Genomic DNA, 26,991 nt, shown 5'->3' with positions numbered 1-26,991 from the left:
TGCGGACGAGCCCGTCTCAGTTCGCTCACGCGCCAGCTGAAGAATTCAGGAAACCGCCGGACTGCGCAAATCGGATCGACGAGGCAGCAGCGCCTCGAACACCACGTGCCCTGCCTCGTTGCGCGCGCTCAACTGGCCCCCATGCGCACGCACGAACTGGTCAACGATGTACAGCCCCAGCCCGAGCCCGTTGCTCTGGTGGAAGCTGGCCTTGAAGGGTTCGAACAGGCGCGGCAGCAACGCCTCATCGACATGGCCGGTGTTGCGAACGCGCAGCGCAACCACCCGTGCATCGCCACCATCGACCTGCACCTGCACCGTCGCGTCGGCGCCATGGGTGAGTGCGTTGCCGACCAGGTTGGCGACGATCTGACCAAGGCGATCCATGTCGCCCTGCAGCGTCGAATCGCCACGGACGTCCAGCGCGATCCGATCGCTTCGATGGCCGGCACCGGCCTCGACCAGCACCGCACGCGTCACCTCGGCCAGGTCACAGACGCTGCTCTGCAGGCGCAGGCCACCGCTGCGGATCCGCGAGAAGTCCAGCAGCTGCTCGACCATGCGTGCCATCCGCAGCGTGCTGGCCTCCAGGTAGCTCAGTGTCTGCTGCGCGCCTGCATTGTCGTCCGGCAGTTCCAGCGACAGCTTGTCGGCACACAGCAGGATGGCCGACAGCGGCGTGCGCAGGTCGTGGGTGAGCACCGCCGCCATGGTCTCGTTGAGCTTCAACGCGCGCTCCAGCGCTTCGTTGCGCGCCTTCAGCAGCTGCCGCTGCTGGTAGAGCTCGATGAACACATTGACCTTGCTGAGGATCACCTGCGGCGCCACCGGCTTGTGCAGGAAATCCACCGCGCCGGTCTCGTAGCCCTTGAACACCCGCAACGGATCATCCGGCGAGGCGGTCAGGAAGATGATTGGCACATCCCGGCTGCGCTGCGAGCCACGCATCAGCTCGGCCAGCATGAAACCGTCGATCTCCGGCATGTGCACGTCCAGCAGCGCCAGCGCTACCTCATGCTCCAGCAGCAGCTCCAGCGCCTGCGCGCCAGAGTCCGCCAGCAACAGGTTGACGCCCTCGCGGCGCAGCAGCGCCTGCATGGCCACCAGGTTCTGCGGCACGTCGTCGACGATCAGCAGGTTGACCGGCGCCTGCGACTGGGCAGGGTCCGGCGGCAGCAGGTTCATGCAAACAACTCCTTCAGGCGGCGGCACATCAGTTCAAGGGGCAGCACGGCGTCGGCGCCGGCATGCTGCAGGGCAGAGGCCGGCATCATCGATGCCTCGGCCTCCTCGGGGCATTGCAACCAGGCCTGGCCGCCAGCGGCGCGCACTGCGGCCACGCCATCACTGCCATCGCTGCTGGCACCGGTCAGCAGGATCGCCAGCACCCCCGTGCCGAACGCGGCTGCGGCCGATTCGAACAGCGGATCGATGGCCGGCCGCGAGAACAACACCGGTTCGTCCATCGACAATGCGATGGCCTGCGTGTCCTCCACCAGCAGGTGGTAGTCCGGCGGCGCGAACGTCACCGTTCCGGCCTGCAAGGGCTGCTTGTCCTCCGCTTCGCGCAGGACCAACGTGCAGTACGGCGCCAGCACCTCGGCGATGCGGCTGGAACGGTCGCGCGGCAGGTGCAGCACCACCAGCACCGGCACCGGCAGGGTGGCCGGCAACGCACCCAGCACGATCTGCAGGGCGGCCACGCCACCGGCCGATGCGCCGATCACCACCACGTCAGGGTGGGACATCGCCGCCATCAGGCCACCTTCCGGTACAGGCGGTGCTCCCGCGAACAGGCTTCGAACGCATCGTGATGGCGACCGAACTGCAGCGACTCCTTGCTGCCCAGGCCGAGGAAGCCGCGATGCACCAGGGCTTCGCGGAACAGGCCCACCGCCCGATCCTGCAGGTCGCGGTTGAAATAGATCAGCACGTTGCGGCAAGACACCAGGTGCACTTCCGAAAACACCGTGTCGGTGGCCAGGCTGTGGTCGGCAAACACCACGTTGCGGCGCAGCTGGCGGTCGAAGACCGCGCCGTCGTAAGCGGTGCTGTAATAGTCCGACAGTGAAGCGGTGCCGCCGGCGGCAAGGTAGTTCCGGCTGAACTGGGCCAGGCGGTCGATGCCGTAGGCGCCGGCCTCAGCCGTGGCCAGTGCCGCGGGGTTGATGTCGGTGGCGTAGACGATGCTGCGCTCAAGCAGGCCTTCCTCGTGCAGCAGGATCGCCAGCGACCACACTTCCTCGCCGGTACTGCAGCCGGCTACCCACAGCTTCACCGAGGGGTAGGTGCGCAACACCGGTACCACCTGTTCGCGCATCTGCCGGAAATATTCCGGGTCACGGAACATCTCCGAAACCTGCACGGTGAAGAACTGCATCGCCTGCGCGAACAGCTCCGGCTCGTGCAGCAGCCGATGCTGCAGGTCCGACAGGCGCTCGCACTCGTAGCGCTGCATGGCCTGGCTGACGCGACGGCGCAGCGAGGACACCGCATAGCTGCGGAAGTCGTAGTGGTAGCGCTGGTACAGCGCTTCCAGCAGTACCTTCAGCTCCAGGTCGAACAGCGCCTGCTCGTTCATTGCCGCGAGCACCAGACCCGGCACAGCGATACCAGCTTGTCCACGTCGATGGGCTTGGCGATGTAGTCGTTGGCACCGGCCTGCAGGCAGCGTTCACGGTCATCGGGCATGGCCTTGGCGGTCAGCGCGATGATCGGCAGGTCCTGCAGGTGGCGCTGCGCGCGGATCTCGCGCATCGCCTGCAGGCCATCCTTCTCCGGCATCATGATGTCCATCAGCACCAGGTCCACCTCGCGCTGGGCCAGGCGGTCGACGGCCTCCTGGCCATTGCGGGCGATCTCCAGCGTCACCCCCAGCGGCTCCAGCACGCTGGACAGCGCGAAGATGTTGCGCACGTCGTCCTCGGCCAGCAGCACGGTGCGTCCATCGAGCACGGTGTCGCGGCGGCGCGCTTCGCGCAGCAGGCGCTGCTGGTCGCTGGGCAGGTTGGCCTCCACGCTGTGCAGGAACAGCGTCACCTCGTCGAGCAGGCGCTCGGGCGAGCGTGCACCCTTGATGATGATGCTCTTGGAGTAGCGGCGCAGGCGCTGCTCTTCTTCGCGGCTGAGGGCACGGCCGGTATAGACGATGACCGGCGGGAAGCCGACATCATCGTTGCCTGCCATGTGCTCGAGCAGGTCGTAGCCACTGCCGTCGGGCAGCGACAGGTCCATCACCATGCAGTCGAAGGTGACCGTGCTCAGCTGCTCCACCGCTGCGGCAAGCGTACCGACAGCAGCGATCTGCAGCTGATCACGGCCCAGCAGCAGTTCCAGGTTGCGGCGCAGATCGTTGTCGTCCTCCACGATCAGCAGGCGCCGCACGTCGCGCTGGCTGGTCTGTTCAAGCTGTTCGATGGCAGCCACCAGGCGCTCGCGCGTGGTCGGCTTGATCGCAAAGCCGATCGCGCCCAGTTCGCGTGCCACCTGGCCGCGGTCCATGCCCGAGACCACATGCACCGGAATGTGCCGGGTGTCGGGGTTGCGCTTGAGCCGTTCGAGCACGGTCAGGCCCGAAACGTCGGGCAGGCCGATGTCCAGCAGGATGCCGTTGGGACGCAGGTCCGCCGCCAGCGCCAGCGCCTCTTCGGCCGTGGTGGCCACCACGCAGTCGAAATCAAGCTCGTGCGCCAGCGTCACCAGGGCTTCGGCGAAGACCGCATCGTCCTCCACGGCCAGGATCAAGCGTCCCGCATGGCGGCGGCGGCCACGGTCATCGGCCACCGCTGCCACCGGCGCCGCACTGGACCGCTGGTCAAGGGGGGCTGGTGCCACGGGGGTGGCGGGTACGGGCTGCACCGGCACCGGCGCTGCGCCGCCTGCGGCGGCCTCGGCTGCCGGCGCGCCCTGCAGCGGCAGTTCGAGAATGAAGCAGCTGCCGCGGCCCGGCTCGCTGTCCACCTGGATGTCACCGCCCATGCGCACCGCAAGGTCACGCGAGATCGACAGGCCCAGGCCGGTGCCGCCGTAACGGCGGCGGGTGCTGCCATCGGCCTGGCGGAATGCTTCGAAGATCAGCTGCAGCTGGTCGCGTGCAATGCCGATGCCGCTGTCGGCCACTTCGAATCGGATCCGGCCATTGCCGCCGCTGCGAACGTGCAGGCTCACCTTGCCGTGCTCGGTGAACTTGACCGCATTGGCCAGCAGGTTCTTCAGGATCTGCTGCAGGCGCTGGTTGTCGGCCACCAGCTGGCTGGGGGCCAGGCCATCGGACTCGATCTGCAGCGTCAGGCCCTTCTGCCGCGCCATCGGCTCGAAGGTTTCGCGCAGTCGCTGCAGCACGCTGTCGACCACCACCACTTCGTCGGCCAGTTCGACGTGCCCTGCTTCGATGCGCGACAGGTCCAGGATGTCGTTGATCAGCGCCAGCAGGTCGTTGTTCGACGACAGGATGGCGCGGGCGTACTTGACCTGCTCGTCGCTGAGCAAGCCGTCCTTGTTGTCGGCCAGCAGCTTGGCCAGGATCAGCGAACTGTTCAGCGGGGTGCGCAGCTCGTGCGACATGTTGGCCAGGAACTCGGACTTGTAGCGCGAGGTGGCGGCCAGTTCATTGCTGTTGCGCACCAGCTGCCCCTGCGCCACCAGCAGCGCCTGCTTCTGCGCCTCCAGCTCGTGGGTGCGTTCTTCCAGCTGCACGTTGCTCTGTTCCAGCTCGGCCTGCTGCTGTTCCAGATGCGTCTGCGACTGCATCAGGCTGCGGCTCTGCTCTTCCAGCTCCTCATTGGCAACCCGCAGCTCTTCCTGCTGTGCCTGCAGTTCTTCGCCCTGGCGCTGCGACTCTTCCAGCAGCACCACCAGCTGTGCGCGCAGCATCGAGGTGCGCAGGGCCATGCCGATGGTCTCGGCGCAGCGCAGCAGCAGCTCGTCATCCAGCGCCCGCTGCTCACCGACAGCCGCTCGGCCCAGCTCGAGCACGCCCACGATCGCGCCGTCGCTGCTGACCGGGGCAAGGATCCGTTCACGCACGGGCACGCGCCCCAGGCTGGTCTGCAGCTCCAGCGGCGCCGCTTCATCCCCCTGCAGATGCCGCGCCCGCTGGTCGCGGGCCACCTGCCCTGCCACCCCTTCCTGCAGGCCCAACGTGGCCGGGATGCCGTTCGGCAACGCCAGCCCACCGGTCAGCTGCAGGCGTCCGCCTTCCAGCCGGTAGAGCGCACCGACATCGGCACCCAGCTGGGTCGCCAGCGTCGACACCGCCGCTTCGGCGATCTGTTCCGGCCCGAGCTCACCGCGCAGGCTGAGCGCCACCGCGTTCTCCGCCTCCTGCAGCCACAGCGCACGCATCGCCTCGCGTCGCGCCTGGATGGCACGCGAGGCGATGAGTGCGATCATCAGGAAAGCCGCGCCACCGATCGACCGGTTGACGAACGAGAAGGATGAGTTGTTGCTGGCCGGCGCCACGTTGTAGCCCACCGCCAGCAGCACGCAGGCGCTGACAGCCACCACGAACGGCACCCGGGCGCTGCGCTGGAACACAGTGACGCCGATGGCCATGAAATAGGCCAGCCACACGGCATAGCCCAGGGGTACCACCAGTTCCAGCGCGGCCGTAGCCGCCACCAGTACCGCCGACGTCATCCAGATCCAGCGGTCACGCGTAGTCGCACCAGGACGCATGCAGGTCGGTTCCAGTTTGGAAAAGGGGGCTGATGTTACTCCTTGTCGCATTCAGCCGCATACGACCAATGGCACAGGCGTCGCATGCACGCCCTCTTCACACTCCACTGCCTACGTTCTCGTGCCTGACAGAGGTAATACGCATTTCATCGTGGTCGCTGCCGCTTCGACGCCGTCCGTGCTGACGGACCCTTCCCGACAGCTGCGATTGCTGATCGACAGCGTGCGCGACCATGCGCTGTACCTGCTCGATCCCGATGGCATCGTCTGCAGCTGGAATCCCGGCGCCGAACGCATCAAGGGCTACCGGTCGGAAGAAGTCATCGGCACCCACTTCGGCCGCTTCTACCTGCCCGCTGATCGCGATACGGGAGAGCCACAGCGCCTGCTGCGGCTGGCGGCGGAATGCGGACACCATGCCGCCGAAGGCTGGCGGGTGCGCCGAGATGGGTCTCCCTTCCGTGCCAGCGTGGTCATCGAGTCGGTGGTCGAGAACGGTGAGCTCGTGGGCTTCGTCAAGATCACCCGCGACATCACCGAACAGTGGCAGGCGCAACGGCTGTTGCGCGATGCGCAGCGGGCGCTGCGCCAGACCCAGCAGTTCGAGACGGTCGGCCAGCTCAGCCGCGGCCTTGCCCATGAGTTCAACAACCTGCTGACCACCATCGTCAATGCGCTGGACCTGCTGTCGGCACGGATGGGCGATGACGAGCGTGCCAACACCCTGCTGACCACCGCGCAGGCGGCCAGCGATCGTGGCGCGCTGCTGACCCGGCAGCTGCTGGCCTTCAGCACCGGCCAGACCCTGATCCGCGAAACGCTGGACATCAATGCGCGCATCCGCGACTGGCTGCCGGCACTGCAGGCCACCTGCCCTGCCGGCGTCACCCTGGAAACCGCACTGGCCGGGGGACTGCCTGCGATACTCAGCGATACCGTTCAGCTGCAGACCGCGCTCGCCAACCTGGTCGGCAACGCTGCGGACGCCACCGTTGGTGGCGGCCGGGTATTGATCGCCACCGCGCTGGAGCACCGCATGGACCCCGACGCCGACACATCCCGGCAACGGACCTATGTGACGTTGAGCGTCTGCGATGAGGGCCACGGCATGGCCCCGGACATCGCCGAGCGCGCGACCGAACCTTTCTTCACCACCAAGGACATCGGCAAGGGCAGCGGTCTGGGCCTGAGCCAGGTGTTCGGATTCACCACCCAGAGCGGCGGCTTCGTAGACGTGTCCACCACGCCCGGTGTTGGCACCACGGTCAGCCTGCTGCTACCCGCCACAGAGGAACCCAACCCATGACCGATGATCCGATCCGCGTACTGATGGTGGAGGACCAGACCGATCTGCGCGAAATGATCGGCCTGGCCCTGCGCGACTTCGGCATCGACGTGGCTACCACGGCCGATGCGCAGGAAGCGGTCGCACTGCTGCAGGGCGATACGCGTTTCGACGTGGTGTTCAGTGACATCAGCATGCCCAACGGCATGTCGGGCATCGAGCTGAGCGAGCATGTGGCGCGCGACCAGCCGCAGGCGCGGATGATCCTTTCTTCCGGCTACGCACGCTCGCAGTTGCCGCCGCTGCCCGAGCAGGTGGAATTCCTGCCCAAGCCTTACCGGCTGCGGCAGCTGGTGGAGCTGCTCAGGCAGGCGTGAGCTGTTGCCGCCCTGCCAGGCATGGCCTGGCACTACTGGGTAGCGACCGCCGCGGCCCCGCCAGGCATGGCCTGGCGTTGCCCGGTCCTCAATAGCGACCCACCAGGTTCAGGTACCAGCCGCGGTGGGTGTAGTCGAACTTCGTCAGATCGTCACTGAAGTCGGTGAAGTTGTAGCCCACGCCAACCCGGAAGTTGCGGCCGACGTCGCGGTCCACGCCGGCCAGCCAACCCTGCCGGCGACCGCCGTCCCGCACGTCCAGCAGGCGGTACTCCAGCAGGCCATGCCATTGGTAGTACAGGTCATAGCGCAGCTGTGCTGCACCGAAGTTCGTGGCTGAATCGAACCACGGACCGGTGCCCCGGCCATAGCGGACCTCGCCTTCGCGTCGGGCCAGCTTGGCCGCCACTTCCCAGCGCTGGTCGATGCGGTACACACCTTCCAGCGACAACACCTGGGTACGCTGGTCGTAGTCCACGCCGTTGACCTGGCCCATCGTCGACAGGTCGTACAGATAGCTGTAGCGGCCGAACAGCGCCCAGCGGTCATTGTCCCACGGGCGGTAGGCAAAGCCGAGATTGCCCTCGATGAAGCGGGCGCCGGCCACCGGGTTGATCGCATCGTCGGTGTCGGCGTAGTTGAACCGCGCAGCGATCCGCCAGCTGTCATTGAGACGGTGGCTGAGGCGGTTGGTGCTGACCCATTGCGTGCGGCGCTCGGCACCGGTATCGCGACGCCACTCCAGCTTGCTCTGCCAGTCGGTACCCGGCGACGTGCGGCCGCCGGACAGGCTGACGGCCTTGCGGTCGACCTGGCCACTGCTCGCATCCAGCTTGCCGTCGCTGAGGGTGAAGCCCGCGTTCCAGCCCACCGCCGGATAGAAATCCATGCCGAACGTGTTGGCCAGGCCGGATTCCTGGCCGGATTTGAGGAACTGGCTCTCGTTGAACACGTTGACCTGGTCGGACAGGCGCCAGCGCTGGCCCAGCGTCCAGCCATCCTGCGCATTCGGGCTGAACAGCGGGTCGTATTCACTGCGGTCGGTGGACTGGGTGAACGCACCATAGAAGCTGTGCTGCGGGGTCAGCTTGTACTCGGCATTGACCTGCGCGGCACTGCCCCGATCACCATCGCTCACCTCCGCGCCGATCGTGGACAGGTTGGCGAAGGTGTAGGTACCACCGGCGACCACCGCATCATTGTCCGCGTAGCGGCCATGATCGTCATCGACGGTCAGCTGACCGCCGCCATAGATGTCCAGCGCGGTGCCGATGCGATGGGTGTAGCGCGCTGCCGCCAGCACACCGGCATTGCTGCCGATGCCGCGGTCCTCCTGCACCCGGCGCAGCTCGGCCGACACGCGGTCGTTGTCACCGATCCGCCATTCGGCGGTGGCCTGGGCCTGGATCAACGAGTCATTGCCGCGCCGTGCTTCGCTGTAACGCGCATACAGGCTGAAATCGTCGGTCACGTAGCCCAGCAGTTCGGCGCCCTGTTCGCGCACGCGCTGGCCGGTGTCGAAGCGGCCCACCGAATAGCCTCCCTCGACCTGCCGCCACCAGGCGCCGGCACTCCAGTCGCGCTGGGTCCAGCCCAGCTCGCGCAGGTTCACCCGTGCCTCCACCGCGGTCGCCTCGCCTTCGCGCGGACCCTCGGGGTTGAGGCGGGTGAAGCTCAGGCCACCGTTGTCGGAGAAGAACACCGGCGCACTGGTCGCCTCGCTGCGGCTGTGCTCGACCTTCAGGTAGGTACCACGCCCGGCCTGCAGGGTCAGGTCCGCACCGCGCAGCGAATAGTCCTGCCCAGCGCGCTGTTCGTCCACATAGGTGGCCCCCACCGCCACGTGATCGCCAAACCAGTGCTTGCCACGTACGCCGGCGGTGATGTCGTCATTGTCGAAGCCGGTCGGCACCCATTCGTAGTCGACGATCAGGCGCTGCTCGTAGCCATCCAGCGGCACGTCGCGGCTGATCCGGCGCAGGTTCTCGCGGCTGACCTGGGCCAGCGGCCGGGTCAGCAGGATGCGCCCCTGCAACGCGTCGATCTCGTAGTCGGCACCGCGCACCAGCGACACCCGCTGTTCGACACGGCCGGTGGTGCGGTCACGGATCTCCAGCACCACCTGGTCCGAGCCGCGCAGAATGCTGGCGTGGCGCAGGTAATACAGGCTGCCGCCGGTGCCGGTGAACTCGCTGTGGCCCGGCGCGGTCTCGGCCTGCGAACCGAACAGGCGCAGTTCGGTCTGCGCATCGCCCCAGGCATTGGCGCCGCGTGAGCGCCACGACAGCGCCGCACCGTACAGCGAACGCACGTACTGGGCGTACTCGGTGCCGCTCAGCCCGGTGTTGTAGTTGCCCCACAGCGCCTGGTTCTTGTCCCAGTCCATGCGCAGGTAGAAGCGGCCCATGCTGTCGACGTCGCGCTGGGTCAGCGAATCGTCGCCATAGGTGGGGTAATACAGGTCCGGGTCCAGGCTGCGGAACAGGTCCTGCGGATCGGCCGTGGTGAAACCGGTGAACAGCTCGTCCAGCGGCCGGTTCTGGGTATCGGCCTGCGCCGTCAACAGATAGCGGCCACGCGTCTTGGCCTTCAAATAGAACGCCAGGCGCCCGTCGCTGAGCACATCGTCATCGCGCTCGCCACGGGCGACATCGCGGCCCGCACCACTGGCCTTGTTCTGGTACACCGTGACATCGGCCAGGCCCACACCGAACAGATAGCTGCCGCTGACATCCACCTCCAGCGTGCGTGCGATCGCCGGCGCGTCGGGCCGCTCGACCCGCACGTCGAACACGTGGTGACCGATCGGCATCAGGTATTCAGCGGCGAATTTGCGGTCCTGGTCCAGCGGATAGCTTTCGCCATTGATCTTCAGTGCCGCGCCAAGCGGCAGGTCACGGCCCCGCAGGCGCACGCGCGAGCCGTACACCGGGATGTTCTGCTGGCGAAGACCGTTGCTGTCGAACACCTGCTCCAGCAGCGACAACGAAGCGGCCTGGTTGGCATCGACAGCCGTGCCGCGCCGATCTTCCAGGGCGTCACGCAGCTGCTGGTTGCCACGCTCCACTTCAGCCAGCGTCACCAGCTGCATGGACTGCGCCGAGGTCTCATCGACATTGCCCTCGGCATCGTACGCGCGCAGCACATAGACCAGGCGGTCGCCACGACGCAGCGGCGTGGACGCCGGCAGCGTACCGTCCCAACTGCCCTGCCCGACCGCAGCCACAGGCAGTTCAAAGGTCGCCAATGGCGCGACCCGGTCACTGTCGCTGCCGCGGTAGAGGCTGACCTCCAGACGTTTGATGAACGCGGTGTAGTTGCCACGCACGAAGAATTCGACCGGACGCACGATGCGGCCCTGGTCGAACGCCACCATGCCCGGCGCCGAGATCGACAGCTCGGGCTGGCCCATGGCCGGGTCTTCGGTGGCCCAGATCGCGCCACCTTCCGGCAGGCGGATCATGAATTCACCGCGGACGGTCGCCTTGCCCGGCTCGTCCAGCGCCACGCTTACGCGCCGGTCCGGCTGCAGTACCTGCGATGACGAGCGCGTCGACGTGCCTTCGGTCACCGGCTCATCGAAGCTGCGCGAGCGCAGGGTGAACAGCAGGTCGCCCGCGGCGCTGCACTGGTTGCCCTCGCAGTGGATGGGCGCGCCATCGATGGACGCGTCGTTGGCCGGCGGCGGCGCGGCCTGTGCGGTTGCTGCCAGACCCAGCAGCAGCGCCTGGTACAACGCAGCGCGGTGCAGGCGGGCGGGACGCCGGACGACAGAGTGATGGGCGCTCATCGGCGGGCCTCCTGTTGGTGGGCCGCCGCGCGGGTGGCGGCGGTCTCCTCGTTGCGCACGCGCAGGCGTTGCTGCACGGCAGGGCTGAGCTGCACGCGCAGCGCTTCGAACACGGCATTGGCACGGCGCAGGCCCAACGCCTGGTTGTAGGCGTGGCTGCCACGCACATCGGTATGGCCGACCAGGCTGACCTGGCCTCCCCCCATCTGCTCCAGGCGCGCGGCGATGGCAGCCAGCAGCGGCTTGAACTCCTCGCGGATCACCGCCTTGTCGGTGTCGAACAGCACGTTGCCCAGCAGCGCACCGCCGGCATCAACGCCAGCGACCAGCGAGTGCGGATCGCGCACGTCGGTACGCAGCTGCACCGTCAGGCCAGCGCGCGAACCCTCAGCCACTTCGGCCTGCAGCGCATCACGCACGGCCACCGCACGGGCGAAGGCCAACGCCTGGCTTTCGCCGTTGGCGGCAATCACCACGTCACCGCCCTGGTAGCGATCGACCACCTCGGCCATCTTCGCCAGCACCGGACGATAGCTGGCACGCAACTCGCTGCTGCCCGGGGCGAACAACACTTCGCCCAACGCCAGTTCGGCGCGCTCGGCGGCCGCCTGCGGCGACGGCGGCAGGCGCACGCCGAAGCTGAAGCGGGTCGGCACGCCCTGGGTAACCCGACGCAGCAACGGATTCTCGGTGGTCAGTCCGGAACCCGCCGGTACCGTTGCCGGGTCCAGCTTGACGATGAAGTTGCGGCCCAACCGCGCATCGCCACCGTGCACATCGGCCAGGTGGTAACGACCGAACGGATCGGTTTCGATCAGCAGGCCCTCTACGGTGGCCAGGCGCACGCCGGGAATACCCTGCTCCTGGATGCCACTGTTGCGGATCACGTAGGCCACCTCATAGCCCTCGGCCACCCGCGCGATCTCGCGATGCACGGTCGGCTCGGCCGCGGTCAGGCCCTTGGCCGCCTCGCCACTGCGCTGCACGGTTGCCACACCCTGCGCATCCAGCTGCAGGCGATGGCCCTGGGCGCTTTCCAGCACGAAATCATCGGTGAAGGACAGTTCGCGCAGGCGCTGGCGGATCACCACCTGATGGCTCTCGACCGTGTCCGACGTAGACGCCAGGCCGTGTACCACGCCCACCTGCACGCCATGCAGCAGGGGCGCGCTGGCGTCGGCCAACGGCTGCGGTCCATCGCCACGATCCAGCGTTGTCGAACCCGGCACGTACGCGGCAGGCGCGAAACCGCCCTGCACGCGAACACCGGTCAGTTCCGCACTGTCCTGCCAGCCGTCGCCATCGCGGTCATCGAACACGGTGCCGAACACCAGGCTGTCTTCCAGCAGCGGATCGGCATCCATGCGCACCTCTGCGGTCGCCACGTTCGACAGCGGCGTGCCGTCGCCGGCAGTAGCCACGGCCTGGTTGATGTGGTTGCCGGCACGCACGCCCGCGCCCACCCGCAACAGGTAGGTGATGGTGGCACTGCGGCCCACGGCGATGTCGACCGCGCCGATGCGCAGCGGTGTCTGGCTACCGCCCAGCGAGAACGCACCGTCGTCGTCGGCCACGCGCATCGAGCCATCCACATAGCTGAAGCCCGGCGGCGGCGTATCGACCACCACGCCGTCGCGCCAATGGCTGCTGCCGACGTTCTCGACCACCAGCTGGTAGCGCACCAGGTCGCCCACCTTCACCAGCCGCGGGTTGGCGGTCTTGGTGATGCGCAGCGCGAAGTCCGAGACCACCTTGTGCCGCGTTTCGCAGGTGGTGCATTCCGGTGGCGGCGAGCCATCCGGGTACTGGCCGCGCAGGCGGTTGAGCACTTCCGTGCGTGCTTCCTGGTTGACGATGGCCTGGTAGACGAATTCATGTTGCCCAACGGGAGTACCGGTCGGCAGCGTGCAGACGATGTCGGTGCCCTGCTGCACGCAGCCTGCCGGCAGCGTGTCCACGCTCAGGCCCGCATCGGGCGTATCCAGCAGCTGCAACGGCTGGCGCAGCGAGGCGCGCTCGACGGTGGCCCGCAGGGTGTAGCGCAACCGGTCACCCGGACGCACTTCACTGCCACTTGCAGGGCCGGACAGTTTTTCCAGCACCACGCGCGGCTCGGCCAGCACGTGCTCGGTGCTGCAGGTTCCCGAGCAGCTGGGGGTGTCGCCGCCACTGCCCAGCACCGCGTTGCGGACGCTGCCACTGGCCTGCGCGTTGACCTGCGCGCGGTAGCCCAGCGTGTAGGTGCCGGGTGCGGTACCTGCCGGCAGCGTGCATACCAGCGGATTACTGGCATTGCAGGTGAAGGCGCCTGGCTGGGTCACCGACTGCAGGTCCAGGCCTGCGCCCAGGGTATCAGTCAGGGTGAACACATCGGTGGTCTGCGAGTTGGCGACCACCACCTCGACACTGTAGTCCACCGCATCGCCGATGTTGACCGGCGATGCCGTGCTGGAGGACTTGCGGTAGGTGACCGTCGCCGCCAGCACCGGGGTGGTGGTGGTGCAGTCGGTGGTGCAGGTGTTGGTACCGGTGCCGCTGCCAAGCACGGCGTTGCTGACGCTGCCCTTGGCCTGCGCGTTCACCGTCGCGGTGTAGTTCACCGTGTAGGTGCCAGGTGCGGTGGCGGCCGGCAACGTGCACACCAGCGGGTTGGCGGCATTGCAGGTGAAGCCGGTGGTGGCGGTGACCGTGCCGAAGTCCAGGCCCTGCCCCATCGTGTCGGTCAGGGTGAATAAAGCGGTGGTGCGCGAGCGGCTGACCACAGCGGTCAGGGTGTAGGCGATGCTGTCACCCACCTTGACCGAGCCGACCGCGGCCGAGGTCTTGCGATAGTCGATCTGGCTGCCAGCCACCGGGGTGGTGGTATCGCAGTTGACGGTGCAGCTCGGGTTGTCGCCACCGCTGCCGAGCACCGCGTTGGTCACCTGGCCGGTGGCCTGGGCGTTGACCACTGCGGAGTACGACAGGCTGTAGCTGCCTGGCGCAGTGCCGGCCGGCAACGTGCACACCAGCGGGTTGGCCGCGTTGCAGGTGTAGGCGCCGGCACTGGTCACGCTGCCGAAATCCAGGCCGCTGCCCAGCGTATCGGTCAGCGTCACCACGTCGGTGGTGCGCGAGTTGGTCACCACCGTGGTCAAGGTGTAGGCCAGGCTGTCACCCACCGACACGGGGCCGGCACTGTTCACCGACTTGGCATAGCTCACGCCCGGCGTCGCCACTGGCGTGGTGGTATCGCAGTTGGTCGTGCACGAGGGCGTGTCGGTGCCGGTGCCGAGCACGGCATTGCGTACCGTGCCACTGGCCTGCGCATTGACCGTAGCGGTATAGCTCAGGCTGTAGGTGCCCGGCACCGTCCCTGCCGGCAGCGTGCACACCAGCGGGTTGGCCGCATTGCAGGTGAAGATGCCCGCGCTGGTCACGCTGCTGAAGTCCAGGCCGCTGCCCAGCGTATCGGTCAGGGTGACCACATCGGTGGTGCGCGAACGCGCAACGGTCACGCTGAGCGTGTAGCCGATGCTGTCGCCCACCCGTACCGGTCCACCGGTGGAGGCCAGCTTGGCGTAGCTGACCTGCGGGCTGGCCAGTGGCGTGGTGGTATCACAGCTGCCGACGCACGACGGATTGTCCGGACCGCTCGGCACTACGGCATTGCGCACCTGGCCAACCGCCTGTGCGTTGACGACGCCGGTATAGGAGAACGCGTAGCTGCCAGGCACAGTGCCGGCGGGCAGCGTGCACACCAGCGGATTGCCGGGCACGCAGATGAAGCCGCCGGCATTGGTCATGCTGCCGAAGTCCAGGCCAGTGCCCAGGGTATCGGTCAATGTGACGGCAGCGGTGGTGCGCGCATCGGCCACGACCACGCTCACCGTGTAGGCAACGCTGTCGCCCACTGCGACCGGGCCGGCCGTAGTGCTTGCCTTGGACACCGAGATGCGCGGCGCCGCCACCGGCGTGGTGGTGGTGCAGTTGCTGCTGCAGGTGGGAGTGTCGGTGCCGGTGCCCACCACCGTGTTGACCACCTGGCCGCTGGCCTGCGCGTTGACGGTGGCCGCATAGGTCAGGCTGTAGGTGCCCGGCACGGTGCCCGCTGGCAGCGTGCACACCAGCGGATTGGCCGCGTTGCAGGTAAAGCCGCCCGCGTTGGTCACGCTGGCGAAATCCAGACCGGTGCCGAGGGTATCGGTCAGGGTCAGCACGTCGCGGCTGTTGCCGTCGGCAATGGTGACATCCACGGTGTAGCTCACCGTCGCCCCCACCGCCACCGGACCGGCGGTGTTGGAGCGTTTCGCGTAGCTCACCCGTGTAACCGGAACGGTCACATCGCTGCGGGTGCAATGGTTGGCATCGGTGCAGGCCTCGCCCGGTGCGGGCGGATTGCCACCATTGAACGGATCGTAGCCACCGCCGACGCTGGCGTGGTTGCGCAACAGGCCGCTTGCCGATGCGGACACGGTCACCGGCAGGGTGAAGCTGCTGCTGTCACCGGCGGTGCCGGCTGCCGACAGTACCTGGCTGCTGGTGCAGCTCACCGCCTGGCCGCTCGCCGTACAGCTCCAGCTGCCACTGCTGAGGGTACCGGTCCAGTTCGGCACGATCCCTGCCGGCAACTGGTCGCGCACAGTGATGACACCCGCCGGCACGTTCGGCGGATTGCCGGTCGGCACGTTGGTGGTGTTGCTGATCGTCAGCGTGTACTGGGTGCCGGCCTGGCCGTAGTTCCAGATGCCGCCGGTGGCATTGTTGCTCTTCACCACCTTCAGCGCGGGTGCGGTGATGGTGATCAGGTGGTCTTCCACTTCGCCGTCGTCTGCCACGCCGGTCGGCTGCTGGATCTGCGCCGCATTGGTCGCATAGCGCAGGCGCACGTAACTGCTGCCTGCGCTTACCTGCGCGGGCACGGTCCAGCTCAGGTTGGCCCCGCCACCACTGCATGCAGCGATGTTGCTGCGCTCGCCCGGGTCGAATGTGCCGTTGCGATTGAAATCGATCCAGCCGGCCACGCTGCCGCTGCCCACGCACGCCACCGGTTGGCTGATCTGGGTACCGGCCTGCATCACCGTCAGCACGTAGCTCGCCGGCCAGGCGTTCTCTTCGTTGGGATTGCCCGAAGGGAAGTTGTCGTCACCCTTCGCATCGGCGCTGTAGCTGCTCTTCTGCTCGGTATCCGGACCCATCGTGCCGAGGAAATCGGTCAGCGGCGGTGCCAGGCCACCCGGCGTATAGCCGGCGGTGTTGATGTTGGTGGGGGTGGCGTTGACCGGCAGGCCATCCGGGCGGAACTGAAGGTCGTCCACCACATGCATGGCGTCGCCGTAGCTCTGCGGCGCATCGCCGAAGTCGGCGTACGGCACCAGCAGGCCGATGGCGATGGCGGTGGTGCCGCCGCCGCGCATCGAGAAGCCCATGTTCACCGCGAGGTTGCCCGGCGCGTGTGCGGCGTTGTCGAAGTTGAGGAAGGTGACCGCAGCGGTGTTGTTGTCGTTGCCCGGCCCGAAGCGGATCACGCTGTTGCCGCCGCTGCTGGACTTGGTCACGTTGTAGGCACCTGCGCTGAGGTTCTTGCGCATCTCCACCACGTTCCAGGTGCCCAGTGCACTGGCTTCGACGAACTCGCCGCTGTTGTTGATCGACTCGGCGTCGGCCATCACCACGCCGCGCAGGCGATACGGTGCGCCGCCCAGGGTCGAGACGCAGTTGATTTCGAACGAGGAGGTGCCCGTGCTGCGCGAGATGCCCGCGATCAGCTGATTCGCGCCGCCAGTGCCACCGACGTTGTACAGGTCGTCCAGGCTGTCGCCGCTGAAGTTGCCCGGGCGATAGCTCTGCAGGAGTCCGCCGCCACTGATGTTGGCCAGACTGCAGCTGACACTGAGGTTGATGCCCGCGGCCACCGGCATCGAGATCGACGAGGTATCACCATTGTTGAGCGTGACCCCGGCAGTGCCCAGGTCCGTGCCGCCACCCCAGGTCAGCCACAGCACCGTGTTGCGGTACGGGCTGGTGCCGCCGGTCGCGTAGGCCGCAGCCCAGGCCGACGATGGCAGCACCACCGACAGCAGCAGCAACAGCAGACCGGCGGCCAGCCATCGCCCGGTCCGGCCGGGATGTGCACTTTTTTCAGGATGAACGGATTCACCGCCCGCGCTGATGCGCGACGTCGTCGACTGCCACATGTTGGTTTTTCCCCGTCATCAGCCCCACAGGGGAGCCGCTGTTCAGTGGGTACCGGGGAGGGTTCTGCCGGACCCGGAGACGCGTACGAATGCGTGTCTGCCGGTTCCGTGGCGACTACAACCGTCCCTGGACCCTGTTGGTCAGGTTCGCAAAACTGTGACGAAGATAACACAATACAAACAATTGTGTGATGTGCGTCACGTTTATGTTTGCCAAATCTGGCGCCGGCCCCACGAACACAGTTGTAGCAACCGGCCCCCGGGGCCTCGTGCACGGATCCGGCAGCCGCACCGCCCTTTCCGGCAATTCGTCACGCATTTTCGGAGTCGGAGCGACGCGTCCGGCGTGGGGCGCGCACACAGAAAAACCGCCGGGCCATGGGCTACCGGCGGGAGCTGAAGTGGAAGGGGGATCGCGCCGCGCTTGGCGGCAGCCAGGCTTCTACCAGGGGACGAAGAGCAGGATCAGCACGATCACCAGCAGCACGGCGGCGACGGTCAGCAGCACGTTGCGCTGGCGCCAGGAAGGCTTGGGGGTGCCGGGGGTATTCATGGGGGCGCTCCTAGGCAACCGATGGGGACGGCACCAGACTGCCGAGTCCGCTTGCAGCAGCGCGTGCACAGGATGTGCAGCGGGAGTGCAGAGCCCTGCCCTTTCCCGCTCAGGTTGTACGGCATGCCATGAACAGCAGCTCAGGCGTGGAGGCGTCTTCGCGGGCGACGAAGCCGAGGTCGCGGTACAGCGCCACGGCCGCCTGATTGTCCCTATAGACCTTCAACGTCAGTTGCACGGCAGCGCTGCTGCGAAGGGCTTCGGCGCACAATGCGGTCATCAATTCCCGGCCCAGGCCACGGCCGCGCGCATGCGGCGACACGATGATGCGCCCGATGTGCATGCTGTCAGGTGTTGTCTGCCAATACTGGCCGAAGCCCAGGCAGGCGCCGTCGGCATCCTGCAGTGTCCAGCCTGGACGCGAAGGCAATGCCAATGCAGCGGCGAAGGCTTCGGCAGGCAAAGGGAAGGGAACACCGGGACCTGCCCAGCGCAGGGTCGCCTCAGGTGAGTCGAGCCAGACGGCAACAACGGCAAACTGCGAAGGCTGGACAGGCTGCAGGACGTAATCCATGGCGCCGGCGCTGTTGCGGGCGCGCGTCCATGCGCCCGACGTGGGCAGACGCTTCACCGCGTCATGCAGGTCCAGCTGCTCCCAACCTTCCACGTTGTCGATCATCAGATGGCCGATCTTGTGAATCAGATAGTGCTGACTGCCGTCGCGCGGCTGCTTCAGCTCGCCGCGGATCTACGACCGGGCGGCGATGCGGAAGCTGTACCGTGCGAACTCCCGCCGGGCGCCCCTTGTGGCTGTTCATGGCCCACACGGGATTGTACCGCGGGGAGCTGGTCGGACTGGGCAAGGACTCGGTGGCCGGGCGCAGGCTCAGGGTCGAGAGCGATCCGGACGAAGATGACCAGGGACGCACGAAGTCGGGCAAGTGGCGCGAGGTGCCACTGAATCGGTATGCGCGCTGGGCGCTGCGCCACCTACCCGATCCGCTGGTCGCCGTGCACAAGGACACGGTATCCGACTGGTTCGCCTCGGATGCCAAGCGTGCGGGAATCGGCGGCAGCCTCCACCGGCTACGGCACACCTTCTGCGCCCACATGGTCATGGCCGGGGTGCCGTTGCGAAGGGTGCAGATCCTGGCCGGGCACGCTGATTACGCCACGACCGAGAAGTACTACGCCCATTTGACGCCTGAAGGCGATGATGGCGCCGTGGCGAAGCTCCGGTACTGACCGGCGCCGCTGGGACCGTTGGGACCAAATCCTGTGGATATGCGGGAAACAGTGGGAATTGCACGCCACTGCGCTTGCCTGACTCATTGATTTTGGTAACCCCGGCCCGATGCTCGTTTCGTACAATCGGCAGTCCCGAACAAAGGAGACGACGATGCCGGGAGGTACCCCCGTTGCCACTGCGGCGCTCATTGATGAGGCAGAGCGGGAGCTGTGCGTTGTGTTTCCAGTTGAACTCAGGGCCGTCTGGCTCACGCACAACGGCACCGAGCTACCGGGTGGGTGGCGATTTTTCCCGGTCTTTGACCCTGGCAACCCGCGGAAGACGGCCGGATCGGTCACGTATGAGAACCTGCGCGGTGCGTGGGGAATGCACCTTCGATCACTTGATCTTGTGGCGCTCGCGTCGAATGGAACCGGCAACCATCTGGTGATGCGGGTTGTGGACGGCGTCGCGATACGGGACATCCTCCACTGGAACCACGAAACCGAAAAGCTGACCCGCTGGAAGCCTGGCATCGATGCCGTGATGCGCTCCGCCCGAACGTCGGCGGAAAGGCTCGCCGCCATTCGCGCCACGCTCATGAAGGACACCCCGCGCGCTCGGCTTCCTGCCAGATAGATTCGCAGACGCAGACCGACTGTGACTACTGTGACCAAACGGCATGGATATGCCGAAAGCAGTGGAGTAGACGCTATGCGCCGAATGGCTATGCGCCGAATGGCCTAAGCCATTGATTATGGTGACCCCGGCCCGATTCGAACGGGCGACCTTCCCCTTAGGAGGGGGACGCTCTATCCAGCTGAGCTACGGGGCCATGCAGCCGCCAAGTTTACAGGCAAGCCGCCCTGCCCTCCAAGCTTTCATCTGCCACACCATTGCCACTGGCGCGGCGCACCATGGCCAGTCCGGGCGCTCTGCTACCATCGGCGGCTCAGTTCGTCGCGCCCCCACCTGCCCGCGACGGCACCAAACACAACGTAACGAAACACAGGAGTCTGCATGTCTTCCGAGCTGCTCAAGTCCCTTGGTCTGGACGCGATCAACGCTGGCACCTACCTGGGCAACGGGGAGTGGTCGAGCGCTACCGGTGGTGAACTGATCACCCCGATCAATCCGACCACGGGCGAGCCGATCGCGCAGGTCCGCGCCACCACCGAAGCCGAGTACGAAACCGTCATCGCGCGCGCCCAGGAAGCCTTCAAGGTCTGGCGCACCACGCCGGCCCCGCGTCGCGGTGAAGCCGTGCGCCTGTGTGGCGAAGCGCTGCGCAGGAACAAGGACGCCCTCGGTTCGCTGGTTGCGCTGGAAATGGGCAAGAGCAAGCCTGAAGGCGACGGTGAAGTGCAGGAGATGATCGACATCGCCGACTTCGCCGTGGGCCAGAGCCGCATGCTGTACGGCTACACCATGCATTCCGAGCGCCCCGGCCACCGCATGTACGAGCAGTACCAGCCGCTCGGCCTGGTCGGCATCATCAGCGCGTTCAACTTCCCGGTGGCGGTGTGGGCATGGAACTCGTTCCTGGCCACGATCTGCGGCGACATCTGCCTGTGGAAGCCGTCCAACAAGACCCCGCTGACCGCCATCGCCTCGATGCGCATCTGCAATGAAGCGCTGCGCGATGCCGGTTTCCCGGACCTGTTCTTCCTGATCAACGACGCCGGCACCGCGCTGTCGGAAAAGATGGTGGCCGACAAGCGCGTGCCGCTGATCAGCTTCACCGGCTCGACCCAGGTCGGCCGCACGGTCGCCGAGAAGGTCGCCCACCGCCTTGGCCGCTGCCTGCTGGAACTGGGCGGCAACAACGCGATCATCCTCGACGAAACCGCCGATCTGAAGCTGGCCATTCCCGGCATCGTGTTCGGTGCGGTCGGCACCGCCGGCCAGCGCTGCACCACCACCCGCCGCCTGATCGTGCACGAATCCATCCATGACGACGTGCTGGCCACGCTGGTCAAGGCGTACAAGCAGGTGGAAGGCAAGATCGGCGATCCGACCGACCCGGCCAACCTGATGGGCCCGCTCAACAGCGACGGCGCCGTGCAGCAGTTCCTGGCGTCCATCGAAAAGGCCAAGGCCAGCGGCGGCACCATCGAAACCGGCGGCACGCGCATCGACCGCGCAGGCAACTTCGTGCTGCCGGCCATCGTCACCGGCCTGAAGAACAGCGATGAAGTGGTGCAGCACGAGACCTTCGCGCCGATCCTTTACGTGATGAAGTACAGCACGCTGGACGAAGCCATCGACATGCAGAACGGCGTGCCGCAGGGCCTGTCCTCGTCGATTTTCACCACCAACCTGAAGACTGCCGAGCGCTTCCTGTCGGCGGCCGGTTCGGACTGCGGCATCGCCAACGTCAACATCGGCACCTCGGGCGCGGAAATCGGTGGCGCCTTCGGTGGCGAGAAGGACACCGGCGGTGGACGCGAGTCCGGTTCGGATGCATGGAAGGTCTACATGCGCCGCCAGACCAACACCATCAACTATTCGGATTCGCTGCCGCTGGCCCAGGGCATCAAGTTCGACCTGTGATGGCAAACGGTCCGGCCATGCACATGGGTCAGAGCCCCTCCGGGGATCCGACCCATGCCGTGCCGACCACTCAGGGTCGGATCCCCACAGGGGCTCCGACCCTCGATTTCACCGGCCGCCGGGTGCTGATCGCCGGTGGCAGCAAGGGCATCGGCCGCGAACTGGCGCTGGCCTTCGCCCGCGCCGGTGCGCAGGTCTCGGCCTGCGCCCGCGGGCAGGCGGGGCTTGACGCCCTGCAGGCCGATGCGCAGGCCCAGGGCACGCAGCTGCACACCTTCGCCACCGATCTGGGCGATCTCGGCCGCATCGGCGCCTGGCTGCAGGCCGCTGCCGATGCGCTCGGCGGCATCGATGTGCTGGTCAACAACGCCACCGGCTACGGCATGGCCGATGACGAAGACGGCTGGGCCGCCAGCCTGCAGATCGACCTGATGGCGGCGGTCCGCGCCTCGCGCCTTGCGCTGCCGTGGCTGCGCGCCTCGTCCGACGCCTGCATCCTCAACCTGTCCTCGATCGCCGCGCAGCAACCGCGTCCCGGCGGCGCACCGTATGCGGCGGCCAAGGCCGCGCTGTCGCACTACACGACGTCGCAGGCCCTGGCGCTGGCGCCGGACCGGATCCGGGTCAACGCCATCGCACCGGGCTCGATCGAATTTGCCGATGGCCTCTGGGATCGACGTCGTGTCGAAGATCCCGCCCTGTACCACGGCACCCTGGCGAAGATTCCGTTCGGCCGCTTCGGGCAGCCGCGCGAGATCGCCGATGCCGCGCTGTTCCTGTGTTCGCCGCTTGCGCGCTGGATCACCGGCCACGTGCTCAATGTCGATGGCGGCCAGGTGCTGATGGGCTAGCGCCGATCCCTCGGTAGCTACCAACCTTGGTTGGCGCCGCATTCGTCGACCAAGGTCGACGCCTGCCAGAGCCACCCCGCGCTCGGCTCCGATGGTTGCCAACCTTGCCTGGCAGCCTTGCATTGGCCGGACCATGGGATTGCCGGGGCAGACGCACTATCATGTCGGCACTGCCACGGAGGACTCGATGAGCGTGCCACCCCGACAGAGCAACGCCCTGGCCGTGGTCAGCCTGATCGCGGGCATCTGCAGCTGGACCGTGCTGCCGGGTGTCGCCGCCCTTGTTGCCATCATCACCGGGCACCTGGCCCGCGCCGAGATCCGCCGCCGCGCCGGCGAACAGGGCGGCGATGGCATGGCCCTGGCCGGGTTGATCATGGGTTGGCTCAACATCCTCGCTGCGGTGGGCCTGGTGGCCATCCTGATCTTCGCGATGGTGGCCGCCGGCGCCGACGCCAAACCTGGACTGCGCTGGTGAAAGCACGATGACCTCCGCCGACAGCACTGAACGCTTCAGCAGCCGCGTCGCGGACTATGTCCGCTACCGCCCGGACTATCCGCCTGCCCTGATGGACTGGCTGCATGGCCCCATGGCCGTGGCAACCAGCGCGCGTGTCGCTGACATCGGCGCCGGCACCGGCATCTCCAGCCGGCAGTTCCTGGCCGCCGGCCATCCACTGGTCGCCGTCGAACCCAACGCGGCGATGCGCGCTGCCGCCGAGCACTGGCTGGCGCCGCAGTATCCGCAGTTCTCCGCCGTCGATGGCCGCGCCGAGGCCACCGGGCTGGCCGATGCCAGCGTTGATCTGGTCGGCGCCGCGCAGGCCTTCCACTGGTTCGACACCGTGGCCGTGCGCGCCGAGTGGCAGCGCATCCTGCGCCCGGGCGGGCTGGCGCTGATCTACTGGAATTCGCGCCTGCTCGATGCCAGCCCATTCCTGGTCGGCTACGAACAACTGCTGCTGGACTACGGCACCGACTACACCGCCGTGGCCGAACGCTACCAGGACGACGCCACCATGCAGGCCTGGTTCGGCTCCGGCCTGCGCGGCATGGTGCAGCTGCCGAACGTGCAGCACCTGGACCTGGACGCCCTGCGCGGGCGCCTGCTGTCTTCTTCCTACGCGCCGCAGCCCGGCCATCCGCGCCACGCGCCGATGCTGGCTGCGCTGCAGGACCTGTTCGCCGCCCACGCGGTCGACGGCCAGGTCGCTTTTGAATATCGAACCCGAGCCTTCCTCGGCACGCTGGACTGAAACCAACGCATGTATTCGCTTGCCCGCCCCTTCCTGTTCTCGCTCGACGCCGAACGCGCCCACGGTCTCGGCCTGTCCGCTCTGGACCTGGCCTATCGCACCGGCACCACGCCGCTGGTGGCCGCACGCATCGCGCCGATGCCCAGCACGGTGTTCGGGCTGACGTTCCCCAATCCGGTCGGCCTCGCTGCCGGCCTGGACAAGAATGGCGAGCACATCGATGCACTGTTCGCGCTGGGCTTCGGCTTCGTGGAGATCGGCACGATCACGCCGCGAGCGCAGGCCGGCAACCCCAAGCCGCGCCTGTTCCGGCTGCCGGCGCACAACGCGATCATCAACCGCATGGGCTTCAACAACGCCGGGGTGGATGCGCTGGTGCGCAACGTCGAACGCGCGCGCAACCGGCGCGGCCTGCTCGGCATCAACATCGGCAAGAACAAGGACACCCCCAACGAACAGGCGGCCGATGACTACATCGCCTGCATGGACAAGGTGTACCCGCTGGCCGACTACATCACCGTCAACATTTCCTCGCCCAACACGGCCGGCCTGCGCGAGCTGCAGGAAGAGACCGCGCTGCGGCAGCTGGTCAGCCAGCTGCGTGAGCGCCAGGAAGCACTGGCCGCGCAGCATGGCCGGCGCGTGCCGATGCTGGTGAAGGTGGCCCCGGACCTCAGCGAGCGCGACATCGACGCCGCCGCGCGCGTACTTGGCGAACTGCAGGTGGACGGCGTGATCGCCACCAACACCACCATCGACCACAGCCGGGTTGCCGGCGATCCGCTGGCCAATGAAGCCGGCGGGCTGTCCGGCGCACCGGTGCTGGAACAGTCCACCCTGGTACTGCGCCGCCTGCGTGCACGCCTGCCCGAATCAGTGCCGCTGGTCGGTGTCGGCGGCATCCTGTCCGGTGCCGACGCCGTGGCCAAGATGGCCGCCGGTGCGGCGCTGGTGCAGTGCTACAGCGGCCTGATCTTCAAGGGCCCGGCATTGGTGGCCGACTGCGTGGAGGCGATCCGCCGCCGACGCGAGGCGCCCAGCCGCGGCGCGGTGGCACCCCTGTGAGCACGCCCATGGACGACACCAACAACGCTGCAGCACCGCTGCGCTGGACCCTCACCCACAACGCGCCACTGCAGGCCCTGAACACGTTCCACGTGCAGGCCAGCGCAGCGCAGTTGCTGGAACTGCACGACGCCGCGCTGCTGCCGGAGGTTCTGGCGTTGCCGGAAGTGGCCAATGGCCCGCTGCTGGTGCTCGGCAGCGGCAGCAATGTGCTGATCGCCGAAGACCTGCCCGGCACCGTGCTGGTGTTCGGCAACCGCGAAATCAGTTTCCTCGAACACCGTGCCGACCACGCCGTGATCCGCGCTGGAGCCGGCGTGTCCTGGCACGGGCTGGTGATGTGGTCGCTGCAGGAAGGCCTGTCCGGCCTGGAAAACCTGGCCCTGATTCCCGGCACCGCCGGCGCATCGCCGATCCAGAACATCGGCGCCTATGGCGCGCAGGTCGGCGAGTTCATCCAGACCGTAGAGGCCTGGGACTGCCAGGAAAAAACCTGGGTACGGCTGGACAACGAACAGTGTGGCTTCGCCTACCGCGACAGCGTGTTCAAGCAGCAGCCGGACCGCTACCTGATCACCGCCATTGAACTGAAACTGCCGCTGCTGCACGACCTGCGCATGGGCTACGCCGGCATCCGCGAAGAACTGCAGGCGCAGGGCGTGGAACTGCCGAGCGCGGTGGACGTGGCCAATGCGGTGATCGCGATCCGTCGCCGCAAGCTGCCCGACCCCGACGTACTGGGCAACGCGGGCAGCTTCTTCAAGAACCCGGTGCTGCCGCTGGAACAGGTGGAGGTGCTGCTGCAGCACTTCCCCGAGCTGCCGGTGTTCCCGGCGGACCGTGATGACCGCCGCAAGGTCTCGGCCGCCTGGATGATCGAATCCTGTGGCTGGAAGGGCTTCCGCGAAGGTGATGCCGGCGTTGCGCCCAGCCACGCGCTGGTGCTGGTCAACCACGGCAACGCCACCGGCACTGAACTGCTGGCGCTGGCACGGCGGATCTCCGCCTCGGTACTGGAGAAGTTCGGCGTGCCGATCGAACCGGAGCCCCGCCTGCTCGGCGCACAGTGGTGAGCACACCCGCCCTACCCGCAAGCGCCACCCCATTGCGGGCGGCGCTGCTGATGCTCGGCAGCACCATGGCGTTCGGCCTGATGGCGGTGGCGATCCGCTACGCCACCCGCTACGTGCCGACCCAGGAAGTGGCGTTCTTCCGCAATGCCTTCGGCCTGCTTGCCCTGCTGCCGATGCTGCTGCGCCCAGGCCATGCACCGTTGAAGACCCAGCAGCTGCCGCGTTATTTCCTGCGCAGCGCGATCGGCCTGGGCTCGATGCTGTGCGCGTTCTGGGCATTGGGCCACCTGCCCCTGGCACAGGCCGTTTCGCTGTCCTACTCCACCCCGTTGTTCGTCACCATCGCGGCGGTGCTGTGGCTGGGCGAAACGGTACGCGTACGGCGCTGGGCAGCGGTGGTGGTCGGCTTCATCGGCGTGCTGGTGATCGTGCGGCCGGGCACCGCCGGCTTCACGTCCGGCAGCCTGATCGCCGTGGCCGCCGCCGTGCTCAGCTCGCTGGTGGCGATCCAGATCAAGCAGCTCACCCGTATCGACAGCGCCGACACCGTGGTGCTCTACACCTACGTGTTCTGGGTACCGCTGTCGCTGATACCGGCCTTGTTCGTGTGGGTCTGGCCCACCGGCATCGCCTGGCTCTGGCTGCTGGCCACCGGCGTGCTGGGCACCATCGGCCAGTTGCTGTGGACACGCGCACTGCGCCTGGGCGAAGTCTCCGCGCTGACCCCGATCAGCTTCCTGCAACTGCCGCTGGTGACCTTGTGTGGCTGGCTGTTGTTCGCCGAGACGGTGGATCGCTGGACGATCATCGGCGCCGGCATCATCCTCGCCGCCAACGCCTACATCGCCCATCGCGAAGCGGTGCTGTCACGGCGTGCAGCGAGCGTCGCCGCGAGCGCAGCGGCCAAGCCGGCAGAGTAAGGGTTCCGGCCGGGCTGCGCCCGGCACCCGTGGTAGTGCCGGCCGCTGGCCGGCAACCTCAACAGCAACAGCAACAGCGGGCGTTCCGTGGGATGGCGGGGCGGTGTCGGATGGCGGGGACGCCGCAAGTACGTCCTTGTAGGCTTGGCCGCGGCATCCATGCCGCGGACACCCCGCCATCCGACACC

18 protein-coding genes and 1 tRNA gene are annotated in these 26,991 nt (G+C 67.2%); 11 read left to right on the top strand and 8 right to left on the bottom strand.

Annotated elements, in window-relative coordinates:
• Nucleotides 1-45: 45 nt before the first annotated feature.
• From ABIA73_RS19235 to ABIA73_RS19220, 4 genes are read right to left on the bottom strand one after another with little or no spacing between them, the layout of a single operon-like run.
• Nucleotides 46-1,185: a hybrid sensor histidine kinase/response regulator gene (locus ABIA73_RS19235; protein WP_025874868.1), complete on the bottom strand. Its 1,140-nt coding sequence runs from the start codon at nt 1,183-1,185 to the stop codon at nt 46-48.
• Entirely contained in the window at nt 1,182-1,757 is a 576-nt protein-coding gene (locus ABIA73_RS19230) for a chemotaxis protein CheB (protein ID WP_025874869.1), read from the bottom strand. The genes ABIA73_RS19235 and ABIA73_RS19230 overlap by 4 nt, the downstream gene beginning before the upstream one ends.
• The gene (locus ABIA73_RS19225) at nt 1,757-2,581 is read right to left on the bottom strand and encodes a CheR family methyltransferase (protein ID WP_032951761.1); all 825 of its coding nucleotides are present in this window, start codon (nt 2,579-2,581) and stop codon (nt 1,757-1,759) included. Before ABIA73_RS19225 ends, ABIA73_RS19230 begins: the two co-directional genes overlap by 1 nt.
• Nucleotides 2,578-5,676 carry a response regulator gene (locus ABIA73_RS19220; protein ID WP_354276169.1) on the bottom strand — a complete coding sequence of 1,033 codons (3,099 nt, stop codon included), beginning with the start codon at nt 5,674-5,676 and terminating at the stop codon, nt 2,578-2,580. The genes ABIA73_RS19225 and ABIA73_RS19220 overlap by 4 nt, the downstream gene beginning before the upstream one ends.
• Nucleotides 5,677-5,827: 151 nt before the next feature.
• On the opposite strand from ABIA73_RS19220, the gene ABIA73_RS19215 reads away from it, so the two are divergent.
• Together ABIA73_RS19215 and ABIA73_RS19210 are read left to right on the top strand one after the other, a co-directional pair.
• Complete coding sequence (locus ABIA73_RS19215; protein ID WP_425599289.1) at nt 5,828-6,982, top strand: two-component system sensor histidine kinase NtrB; 1,155 nt, start codon at nt 5,828-5,830, stop codon at nt 6,980-6,982.
• A complete protein-coding gene (locus ABIA73_RS19210; protein ID WP_025874874.1) occupies nt 6,979-7,338 on the top strand; it encodes a response regulator in 360 nt (119 codons plus the stop codon). The genes ABIA73_RS19215 and ABIA73_RS19210 overlap by 4 nt, the downstream gene beginning before the upstream one ends.
• Nucleotides 7,339-7,426: 88 nt before the next feature.
• On the opposite strand, the gene ABIA73_RS19205 is transcribed toward ABIA73_RS19210, so the two are convergent.
• The 3 genes from ABIA73_RS19205 to ABIA73_RS19195 all read right to left on the bottom strand — a co-directional run bounded on the left by ABIA73_RS19205 (nt 7,427) and on the right by ABIA73_RS19195 (nt 18,431).
• Entirely contained in the window at nt 7,427-11,128 is a 3,702-nt protein-coding gene (locus tag ABIA73_RS19205) for a TonB-dependent receptor (RefSeq protein ID WP_354276168.1), read from the bottom strand.
• Nucleotides 11,125-17,304: a CshA/CshB family fibrillar adhesin-related protein gene (locus ABIA73_RS19200; RefSeq protein ID WP_354276167.1), complete on the bottom strand. Its 6,180-nt coding sequence runs from the start codon at nt 17,302-17,304 to the stop codon at nt 11,125-11,127. The genes ABIA73_RS19205 and ABIA73_RS19200 overlap by 4 nt, the downstream gene beginning before the upstream one ends.
• A gap of 662 nt (nt 17,305-17,966) precedes the next feature.
• The gene (locus ABIA73_RS19195) at nt 17,967-18,431 is read right to left on the bottom strand and encodes a GNAT family N-acetyltransferase (RefSeq protein ID WP_354276182.1); all 465 of its coding nucleotides are present in this window, start codon (nt 18,429-18,431) and stop codon (nt 17,967-17,969) included.
• 242 nt (nt 18,432-18,673) lie between these two features.
• Here ABIA73_RS19195 and ABIA73_RS19190 point away from each other — a divergent pair, with 242 nt between their 5' ends.
• Entirely contained in the window at nt 18,674-19,102 is a 429-nt protein-coding gene (locus tag ABIA73_RS19190; RefSeq protein WP_354276166.1) for a tyrosine-type recombinase/integrase, read from the top strand.
• Between the two features lie 154 nt (nt 19,103-19,256).
• Nucleotides 19,257-19,724 carry an SMI1/KNR4 family protein gene (locus tag ABIA73_RS19185; RefSeq protein ID WP_189487121.1) on the top strand — a complete coding sequence of 156 codons (468 nt, stop codon included), beginning with the start codon at nt 19,257-19,259 and terminating at the stop codon, nt 19,722-19,724.
• A gap of 119 nt (nt 19,725-19,843) precedes the next feature.
• Here the strand turns inward: ABIA73_RS19185 and ABIA73_RS19180 are convergent.
• Nucleotides 19,844-19,920: transfer RNA gene (locus ABIA73_RS19180), tRNA-Arg, on the bottom strand.
• Between the two features lie 185 nt (nt 19,921-20,105).
• On the opposite strand from ABIA73_RS19180, the gene amaB reads away from it, so the two are divergent.
• The 7 genes from amaB (at nt 20,106) to ABIA73_RS19145 (ending at nt 26,803) form a co-directional block, all read left to right on the top strand.
• Nucleotides 20,106-21,638, top strand: coding sequence for an L-piperidine-6-carboxylate dehydrogenase (gene amaB / locus ABIA73_RS19175; RefSeq protein ID WP_248148690.1), 1,533 nt, complete (start codon nt 20,106-20,108; stop codon nt 21,636-21,638).
• Between the two features lie 23 nt (nt 21,639-21,661).
• Entirely contained in the window at nt 21,662-22,489 is an 828-nt protein-coding gene (locus ABIA73_RS19170; RefSeq protein ID WP_425602046.1) for an SDR family NAD(P)-dependent oxidoreductase, read from the top strand.
• Between the two features lie 187 nt (nt 22,490-22,676).
• Nucleotides 22,677-22,967 (top strand): DUF4190 domain-containing protein, encoded by a 291-nt coding sequence (locus tag ABIA73_RS19165; protein ID WP_354276165.1) that lies wholly within the window; start codon nt 22,677-22,679, stop codon nt 22,965-22,967.
• A gap of 7 nt (nt 22,968-22,974) precedes the next feature.
• Complete coding sequence (locus ABIA73_RS19160; protein WP_033830957.1) at nt 22,975-23,745, top strand: class I SAM-dependent methyltransferase; 771 nt, start codon at nt 22,975-22,977, stop codon at nt 23,743-23,745.
• A gap of 9 nt (nt 23,746-23,754) precedes the next feature.
• Entirely contained in the window at nt 23,755-24,810 is a 1,056-nt protein-coding gene (locus tag ABIA73_RS19155; protein WP_032976098.1) for a quinone-dependent dihydroorotate dehydrogenase, read from the top strand.
• Between the two features lie 8 nt (nt 24,811-24,818).
• Complete coding sequence (murB, locus tag ABIA73_RS19150) at nt 24,819-25,883, top strand: UDP-N-acetylmuramate dehydrogenase (RefSeq protein ID WP_051584982.1); 1,065 nt, start codon at nt 24,819-24,821, stop codon at nt 25,881-25,883.
• Between the two features lie 32 nt (nt 25,884-25,915).
• Nucleotides 25,916-26,803: a DMT family transporter gene (locus ABIA73_RS19145; RefSeq protein WP_032976099.1), complete on the top strand. Its 888-nt coding sequence runs from the start codon at nt 25,916-25,918 to the stop codon at nt 26,801-26,803.
• The last annotated feature ends 188 nt before the right edge of the window (nt 26,804-26,991 follow it).

It is taken from the genome of Stenotrophomonas sp. 2694 (assembly GCF_040548715.1).
In the GTDB taxonomy this organism is placed as follows: Bacteria; Pseudomonadota; Gammaproteobacteria; order Xanthomonadales; family Xanthomonadaceae; genus Stenotrophomonas; species Stenotrophomonas indicatrix.
The sequence above is the reverse complement of the archived record's forward strand: the minus strand, read 5'-3'. Positions and strand labels throughout refer to the sequence as shown.

What these genes read in the sequence shown, in the direction of transcription:
- ABIA73_RS19170 (WP_425602046.1), top strand. Translation starts at nt 21,662, where the DNA reads ATGGGTCAGAGCCCCTCCGGGGATCCGACCCATGCCGTGCCGACCACT.
- amaB (WP_248148690.1), top strand. Translation starts at nt 20,106, where the DNA reads ATGTCTTCCGAGCTGCTCAAGTCCCTTGGTCTGGACGCGATCAACGCT.
- ABIA73_RS19160 (WP_033830957.1), top strand. Translation starts at nt 22,975, where the DNA reads ATGACCTCCGCCGACAGCACTGAACGCTTCAGCAGCCGCGTCGCGGAC.
- ABIA73_RS19200 (WP_354276167.1), bottom strand. Translation starts at nt 17,304, where the DNA reads ATGTGGCAGTCGACGACGTCGCGCATCAGCGCGGGCGGTGAATCCGTT.
- ABIA73_RS19165 (WP_354276165.1), top strand. Translation starts at nt 22,677, where the DNA reads ATGAGCGTGCCACCCCGACAGAGCAACGCCCTGGCCGTGGTCAGCCTG.
- ABIA73_RS19195 (WP_354276182.1), bottom strand. Translation starts at nt 18,431, where the DNA reads ATGGATTACGTCCTGCAGCCTGTCCAGCCTTCGCAGTTTGCCGTTGTT.
- ABIA73_RS19205 (WP_354276168.1), bottom strand. Translation starts at nt 11,128, where the DNA reads ATGAGCGCCCATCACTCTGTCGTCCGGCGTCCCGCCCGCCTGCACCGC.
- ABIA73_RS19220 (WP_354276169.1), bottom strand. Translation starts at nt 5,676, where the DNA reads ATGCGTCCTGGTGCGACTACGCGTGACCGCTGGATCTGGATGACGTCG.
- ABIA73_RS19185 (WP_189487121.1), top strand. Translation starts at nt 19,257, where the DNA reads ATGCCGGGAGGTACCCCCGTTGCCACTGCGGCGCTCATTGATGAGGCA.
- ABIA73_RS19230 (WP_025874869.1), bottom strand. Translation starts at nt 1,757, where the DNA reads ATGGCGGCGATGTCCCACCCTGACGTGGTGGTGATCGGCGCATCGGCC.
- ABIA73_RS19155 (WP_032976098.1), top strand. Translation starts at nt 23,755, where the DNA reads ATGTATTCGCTTGCCCGCCCCTTCCTGTTCTCGCTCGACGCCGAACGC.
- ABIA73_RS19225 (WP_032951761.1), bottom strand. Translation starts at nt 2,581, where the DNA reads ATGAACGAGCAGGCGCTGTTCGACCTGGAGCTGAAGGTACTGCTGGAA.
- ABIA73_RS19190 (WP_354276166.1), top strand. Translation starts at nt 18,674, where the DNA reads ATGGCCCACACGGGATTGTACCGCGGGGAGCTGGTCGGACTGGGCAAG.
- ABIA73_RS19210 (WP_025874874.1), top strand. Translation starts at nt 6,979, where the DNA reads ATGACCGATGATCCGATCCGCGTACTGATGGTGGAGGACCAGACCGAT.
- murB (WP_051584982.1), top strand. Translation starts at nt 24,819, where the DNA reads ATGGACGACACCAACAACGCTGCAGCACCGCTGCGCTGGACCCTCACC.
- ABIA73_RS19235 (WP_025874868.1), bottom strand. Translation starts at nt 1,185, where the DNA reads ATGAACCTGCTGCCGCCGGACCCTGCCCAGTCGCAGGCGCCGGTCAAC.